We start from the raw sequence: 906 nt of genomic DNA on the forward strand, positions 1-906 counted from the left end.
GTGCTGGGCATCCCCAAGTCGCGCCTCAGCGCACGCGTCGCGGCGCTCGAACAACGCCTGGGCGCCCGCTTGTTCCATCGAACCACGCGCCACGTGTCCCTGACCGACCTCGGTGAGCGGTTTTTCATCCACTGCCGCGCCTCGATCACCGAAGCGCTCGCAGCCCAAGAGGTCATCGACATGGCCAGCGCCGCGCCGCGTGGGCTGGTGCGCATCAGTTGCCCGGTGCTGGCGACGCAGGTATTCCTGGCCCCTAACCTGCCGGCGTTCATGACCCTTTACCCCCAAGTGCGCGTACAGGTGCTTGCCACCGATCGCACGGTGGACCTGCAGGCAGAATCGGTGGACATCGCCGTGCGGCTGCGCCGGCCGGAGGACATGGACCCCGACCTGGTCGCCAAACCCCTGGGGATCAGCCGGCGCATCCTGGTCGCCAGCCCGGACTACCTCCATCGCACGGGGTCGCTGTCTCATCCGGACGAGCTGGCACAACGGCCAACGCTCTACTACGAAGCGGCGGATGAGCCGCAGCCACAATGGCTGCTGGTGGGCCCCGATGGTGCGCGTACCACCGCCAAGCTGCGGCCGACCTTGATGTGCAGGGAGCATGAAACGATCCTGAATGCGGCCATCCAGGGGTTGGGCATCGCGATGATGCCGGATGTTGCGTGCCTGCCCGCCCTAGCTCGACAGCAATTGGTGGTGGTGCTGCCAGAATGGAGTGCCCCCGAGCTGACGCTGCACCTGGCGTATTCGGCGCGGCGCGGCATGCTGCCTTCGGTCAGGGCGCTGATTGACTTTCTGTCCGAGCATCTGCCACAGATTGTGATGCAGAACTCGGTTCGGTGAGGCTGGGTGTCTACCCGCTCCCACAGGGGTTCTGTGCCAGGCGCAGATTTTGTGGGC

Annotated in this window: 1 protein-coding gene; it reads left to right on the plus strand. The window is 65.9% G+C overall.

The genetic code is table 11. The features are described from left to right. On the plus strand, positions 1-849 hold an 849-nt coding region (locus GIW04_RS31015), incomplete at its 5' end, for a LysR family transcriptional regulator (RefSeq protein WP_236479647.1). Positions 850-906 lie beyond the last annotated feature (57 nt).

Origin of the sequence: Pseudomonas sp. PA-4-8C, assembly GCF_021606625.1 — a bacterium.
Classification (GTDB): Bacteria; Pseudomonadota; Gammaproteobacteria; order Pseudomonadales; family Pseudomonadaceae; genus Aquipseudomonas; species Aquipseudomonas lactis.